This window comes from Novosphingobium hassiacum (genome assembly GCF_014196055.1).
Taxonomy (GTDB): domain Bacteria; phylum Pseudomonadota; class Alphaproteobacteria; order Sphingomonadales; family Sphingomonadaceae; genus Novosphingobium; species Novosphingobium hassiacum.
Window position 1 is genome coordinate 1 of sequence record NZ_JACICY010000038.1, and the last position, 5752, is coordinate 5752.

The 5752-nt window shown below is 63.0% G+C and carries 5 protein-coding genes; 2 read left to right on the top strand and 3 right to left on the bottom strand.

Annotated features, from left to right (window positions below):
• Nucleotides 1-51: 51 nt before the first annotated feature.
• Complete coding sequence (locus tag GGQ88_RS20820) at nucleotides 52-801, bottom strand: ArdC family protein (RefSeq protein ID WP_183615330.1); 750 nt, start codon at nucleotides 799-801, stop codon at nucleotides 52-54.
• A 150-nt stretch (nucleotides 802-951) separates the two neighbouring features.
• Nucleotides 952-2952 (bottom strand): ParB/RepB/Spo0J family partition protein, encoded by a 2001-nt coding sequence (locus GGQ88_RS20825; RefSeq protein ID WP_183615331.1) that lies wholly within the window; start codon nucleotides 2950-2952, stop codon nucleotides 952-954.
• Between the two features lie 316 nt (nucleotides 2953-3268).
• On the opposite strand from GGQ88_RS20825, the gene GGQ88_RS20830 reads away from it, so the two are divergent.
• Both GGQ88_RS20830 and GGQ88_RS20835 read left to right on the top strand, forming a co-directional pair.
• Nucleotides 3269-3556 (top strand): type II toxin-antitoxin system RelE/ParE family toxin, encoded by a 288-nt coding sequence (locus GGQ88_RS20830; protein WP_183615332.1) that lies wholly within the window; start codon nucleotides 3269-3271, stop codon nucleotides 3554-3556.
• The gene (locus GGQ88_RS20835) at nucleotides 3556-3852 is read left to right on the top strand and encodes a HigA family addiction module antitoxin (protein ID WP_183615333.1); all 297 of its coding nucleotides are present in this window, start codon (nucleotides 3556-3558) and stop codon (nucleotides 3850-3852) included. The genes GGQ88_RS20830 and GGQ88_RS20835 overlap by 1 nt, the downstream gene beginning before the upstream one ends.
• A gap of 32 nt (nucleotides 3853-3884) precedes the next feature.
• Here GGQ88_RS20835 and GGQ88_RS20840 read toward each other — a convergent pair.
• Nucleotides 3885-5752, bottom strand: a 1868-nt coding sequence (locus GGQ88_RS20840) for a strawberry notch C-terminal domain-containing protein (protein ID WP_246386418.1), incomplete at its 5' end; no start/stop codon positions are given.

Genomic DNA, 5752 nt, shown 5'->3' on the forward strand with positions numbered 1-5752 from the left:
AGCGCTTCATCCGGCCTGATGACCCCCTGCGTCGTGCCCGGATCATACCGTTCAATGAAGCGACAGGCACGGTGCAGACTGTCCAGATAATGCGATCAGTTCCTCAGCCGCATAGGCAGCGGTGCCGAAACGGTTCTTGAGATCGCGGTCCAAGCGGCTGGCATGGCCGGTCCAGTGCGATAGCTCGTGTGCAAGCGTCGCGTAGTAATGGTCGAACCCGGAAAACAGCTGCGAAGGCGGCATGGTAATGCGGTCGGCAGTCGGCTCGTAGTAGGCCTCATCCCCTTGATGACGGAGCGCGGCCGGGAGAGCCCCAAAGAAGGCGTCGAGCTCCTGCTCGCGGCCTTCGGGCTCCACAAGTTCAAGCGTGGCGGCAGGGTGGAAGCGCTCCGGAAGATTCTCGACCTGATCGGCGTTGAAGACCGGATAGGCCTTCAGGACGCGGCGGGCTTCTTCGCTGGTCTCTCCCGTATCGGGCGCTTCCACCTCCTTGGTATAGCTCTTGTAGAAGATGGCGATGGTCGACTTCTCGCCTTTGCGGACCTGAGCCCCGAGCCTCTGGGCCTGGTTGTAGGTCATCCAGTAGGAAGACGCGTAGCCGCACATGTCGGCGACCATCCACAGCCAGAACACGTTCATGCCGCGATAAGGCGTGCCGCAGGCGCGCATTGGGCGCGATATGGGCACACCTCGCCATGGCTTGATCCACGGCTTGGTGCCTGCCTCCAGGCGCGCGATGATCTCCTGCGTGATGCGGGTTGCTGGCGATTGGGCATCACCGCGAAATCTGTGTTTGGCCATGTGAGTTCTCCTGATCTGGCCGGCAGGCAAATCCGCCTGCTTCCGGTCCGAAAACCAGGACGCTTCCTCCCCTCTCAAAGAAGAAGCGGCCCCTCCCGTAATGGGAGGGGCCGCTTCAGGGGTTGAGACGACTGACCTGTCAGGAGGAGGTCAGGCAGCCATCTCGCGGGGGGCCGGGCAATCGTCGTTGGCACTGCCAACTGGTGTCTTTGCTTCAGCGTCGAGCTCGTCTTGTTCTTCCGACACAGGCTCCGCAGGATCGGCGAAGCGCATCACCTCCGGGACCCAGGCGATCGCGCGGTCCCGCACTTCGGCTTCGGTAATGTATGTCCCGGCGAAAACGCGCTCGGCGCTCATCGCCAGGTCCGTCTTCTTCACCGATGCAAACCGTGCCGAGAGTTCCGGTCCGCCGACGTCAGCCAGCGCATCGAGAATGATCTGCTTCGACACGCGGTCGAAGTAGTTGGCCGCTGTCGGGCGCCACCATTGGGCCATGTCGATGCCGATCTGGCAGCCCAGGCGATCCTGGAGGGCAATGTGCCGGTCTCCGGCCATGTTGAGACTGGCCTCGAAGGTCCGGCCGACCACAAACCCGAGCCAGGCGGCACGAGCATCATCGCCGAGGCTGCGGAACCGATCAAAGCGGGTGGCGACGTCTTCCCCGGCACGCCAGCTTTCATCGAGGCCACCCTTCAGGTCAGCCAGCGCCGCGCTCGCAGGCGCATCCTTCGCTTCGAAGCCGACGATTGGCCCGGCTGGCACGCCGCCGCGGATTGTGGTCGCCGAGCGCGCACGCCAGTCGATCGTATCGCCATCGGCCAGCGTGAAGACGAGCAGGTCGAGCGCAAGGCCAGGATCGGACGCGACATGGAGGGCAAGGACATCGCGGCGTTGCATCGCCAATTCGTCGACGAGGCGCTTGGACAGGGCCGCGCGGCGCGGACCGTTGCCGCCGCTACCCGCAACGACCTCGATTCCATCATCGTCACCCGGTCCTTCGGACTGACGCTCACCATAGAAGACCGGCTGGAGCACCGGCGTCCCGTCGCGTGACAACGTCAGAATCATGCCCGCGTCGCCCTTGAGTTCCGGCGACAGCACGGGCGGCCGGCTGCGGATATCCTGGCATTCGCGCTCGATCGCCTCGATCGCAGCCTCGGCAGCAGCCACGGCTTCCTCGGCGCTGTCTTCATCTTCGAGGATCGCCGCGTGCTCGTCATAGGACGCGTCGAGTTCATCGAGCCGCGCGAGCTCGGCTTCGGTCAGTGGCGCGGGCTCGGCCGGAAGACGAACCAGACCATCGACCAGATCGTGGCTGGCATAGGGATCCAGCGTCGGCTTGACCCAGGCGAGCCCCTGTTCAGCAGCGAGCGCCTTGGCCTGTTCATCCATCTTCGCCGAAGCGAGATTTTCGAGCAAAGCAACGTCGGCCCAGGCCTCGCTGTCATGGTCGTCGAAAAGCTCCCGCTCGATGCGTCCACCGGCAGCGAGATAGGCGTCGCGCCCGACCAGACGTGCCCGGGGATCGTTGCCCCGGACCGTACCCGAGAGCACCATGCGCCGGACGCTGTCCGGATTGGGGGCGTAGTAGGCCGAGGATACCTGTTCGAAGACTTGTGCCTGGATCGTCTGATCCGAAGTCGCGCCATAGGCCTTGGCCAGGTCGAGCGTGATCTCGCCACCGGCGAGCGCCTCGAAGACAACCGGCGCGAGCTTGGCGAGGCGCAGGCGTCCCTCGACGAAGCGAACGGTGAGCCCAAAGCGGCGAGCGACGTCTTCGATGGAGGCGCCGCCTTCGATCAGCGAAGCGAAGGCAACCGCTTCGTCGGCCGGGTTCATCGCCAGGCGGTGGAAGTTTTCGGCAAGGCTGGTCTCGACCGCAGCTTCCGCCGTGTCTTCAAGGACCAGGCAGGTCACCTGGTGATCGCGCGGCAGCACCTTGTCATCGGCGAGCGCAAGCATCGCCCGGCGGCGGCGTTCACCGGCTTCGACCTCGAACTTGCCCTTGGCCGCAGGCCGGACAATGAGGTTCTGCAAGAGACCCAGCGCAGCGATGCTCGCTGCGAGTTCGGCATCGGCTGCGGCATCGGAATGCTTGCGAACATTGCGGGGGGACTGGACGAGCTTGTTCAACGGGATCGTTCTGATCATGGCACATACTCCTGATTGTGAGCCCGGCAGACCGACCATCGGCGCCCAAGGGGCTCATCAACGCAAAGCCCACTCCCCTCTCTGCTTGCGTATCGTGATCACCTGCCAATGACCGGTCCAAGTCCGCTGCCCGCTTGAGCCGCAATGCCGCTTCAAAGGGACGATTACAGGATTGTAACTGGACAGGCCGAGTGCTGCGAAATTTCGTGTCGGAGACACCCAATGCCGTCAATTCACGCCCAATGGCGAAGTTTTAGCGTAAATCAGTGCGACAAGCGACACTTGACACTTGGCAGACGGAAAGGTATCAAGCGGCGTGGAAATCGAGAGCATCTCGCACAAGGCGCTGCGAAGCTTTGCCGAAACCGGCAAGGCCAAGGGACTGCCGGGAAATCTGGTGGCGCGCCTTCGCAATATGCTCGCCTGGCTGTCGGTAATCGAGATGACTGACGAACTTCTGGTGCCGCCAAATTATGGTGCGCATCTGCTGAGCGGGGACAGGGCTGGCACCTGGTCCCTGACCGTGACGCGCAACTGGCGAATGACATTCCGGATCAACGCGGCGAACGCCATCGAGGATCTGGATCTGGAGGATTATCACTGATGGCTATCAAGCTTCACCCCAGCTTTGCGGTTCATGCCGGTGTCTGGCTGCGCACTGAGATCGTCGAGCCGCATGGCCTCACCGTTTCGGCCGCAGCCGAGAAGCTTGGCGTCTCGCGCCAGGCGATGAGTAGCCTGCTCAATGGCCGGGCCGGCATCTCGGCCGAGATGGCGATCCGGTTTGAAAAGGCGTTCGGCCTCAGGGCAGACAGTCTGCTGCGGATGCAGGCGGCGCATGACCTCGCCGTGGCGCGCCGCCATGAAAAGGACATCAAGGTCGAAAAGATCGCCGCCTGATCCGTCATTGCACCAGACCTATTGGGGCGGACCTACCGGGTCAGGCGGGCAAGGATCGCATTTGCCTGATCCGTCGGTACAAACAGGCGTGTCTGATACCGGATGATTTCCGTGAAGCAGCCCTGCGCCTTGTACCAGTCGAGCCGGGCCACACTCCATCCTGTCAGCTCGAGACGCTGTACGCCATTGACCAGACTACGCTTGACCAAAAGCTGCTCGCGCGCGGTGATTTCCATCGCGCGGCCTGTCGCCAGGACGGACTGGACGATATCTTCAGCTGAAAGTGTCTGTTCGCGCTCAAGTCCTAGAACGCGGCAGAGCTCGGGAACACAGGGGACCGGCACCTCGCGGCCGAGCAGCGAGCGACCATCGCTCGCTGATATGCGGCTGACGCGTACGAAATCCGCAGGGAGCTTGTCCCAGACCGGCAACAGGAGGCCGGTTGCCAGATACAAGCGCTCGCGCTTGCAGCTGGTTCTCGCCTCCTCGACCTCGGCAGTCCAAGCCTTGCGAAATGCCTCTATCCCGATGTCCTCCCAGCTGCTCTCATCAAGCTGGTCGACGGTCATGTGGCTGCGCTTCAAGGGGCGCAGCAGCTCGAAACGGGTCACGCGCGTGCCATCGTCGGCCAGGATGCTTCTTGCCGGAACCAGCAGTCCCACGCGGGCGGACCGGGAATTGCGCATTGGGCGGCGGCGCTGACCGTCGATGTCGTGAAGACCCTCAAGGCGCTTCAGGGTCAGCGGTTTCAGGGCCCGGGTGATCTCCAGCTCGAGCAGATGGGTTGTCGCGCCCGAGAGCAGATCGGTGCGAAGCAGGGTGTCAGAGAGCATCGCGAAGTCCTCGACTGCGATGGTCTCAAGGCCGAGATCGAGCGTGCCAGCCTGTCGCGCCGCGTCAACACGCGCCTCGACCAGTCCGAGGAACTCGTCGAAGATTGTGTTCTGGAGGGCGATCGGCAGGGCAAGGATGCGGTTGAGCCAACGCTGGATCGAGGGCAGATCATCGATCATTGAGCCGTCCGGCGCTTCGATCTTGAGGCCCGTCAGTTCCTGGAAGCGCAAGAGGTCAACCGCTTCGAGTTTGCCAGTGAACAGAAGGCCAAACCAGCGGTGGAGCGCCTCCTTGGCATAGATGCTTTCGAGATTATCGGCGGGATCGAACAGGTTCTGTCCGCCCGTCTGGCGCTGGCCGCGCGTCAGCGCACCAAGGCTGTCGAGCCGACGGGCAATGGTCGAGATGAACCGCCGCTCGCCGCGCACGTCGGTGGTTACCGGCCGGAACAGCGGGGCTGAAGCCTGATTGGTGCGATTGGTGCGTCCAAGCCCCTGGATTGCGGCATCTGCCCGCCAACCGGGTTCAATCAGGAAATGAACACGGCGTGCCTGGTTCTTGGCAGAAAGGTCGGCATGGTAGCTGCGCCCGGTGCCACCGGCATCGGAAAAGATCAGGATACGCTTGGCACCGTCCATGAACGCCTGGGTCTCGGCCACGTTGGCGCGCGGGGACCGGGATTGCAGCTTCTGGCGGCCATCACACCCGACGATCAACCGACGCGTGCGACCGGTTACTTCGGCGACCTGGTCGACGCCGAAGCGTTCGATGATCGCATCGAGCGCGGTCGCGATCGGCGGCATAGCACAGAGCTGCTCGATCATCCGGTCGCGCGCGGCAAGCGCGGAGCGACATAAGACCGGTGCGCCCTGCTCATCGCTCATTGGTTCGGAGCGGGGATTGCCGTTCTCGTCGGTGAATACCGCCATCAGTCGGACCGGGAAGCTCTTGGCAAGGTAGTCGATCACATATTCTTTGCAGTCGCAGTTTATGTCGAGCGTGGTGGCGGGAGGCGCAGGTTTCCTTCGGTTTTCCATGATTTCACTCCAGATAATTACGGTTCCCT

Coding starts and splice junctions, on each gene's coding strand:
- GGQ88_RS20825 (WP_183615331.1), bottom strand. CDS start 2,952: ATGATCAGAACGATCCCGTTGAACAAGCTCGTCCAGTCCCCCCGCAAT.
- GGQ88_RS20820 (WP_183615330.1), bottom strand. CDS start 801: ATGGCCAAACACAGATTTCGCGGTGATGCCCAATCGCCAGCAACCCGC.
- GGQ88_RS20835 (WP_183615333.1), top strand. CDS start 3,556: ATGGCTATCAAGCTTCACCCCAGCTTTGCGGTTCATGCCGGTGTCTGG.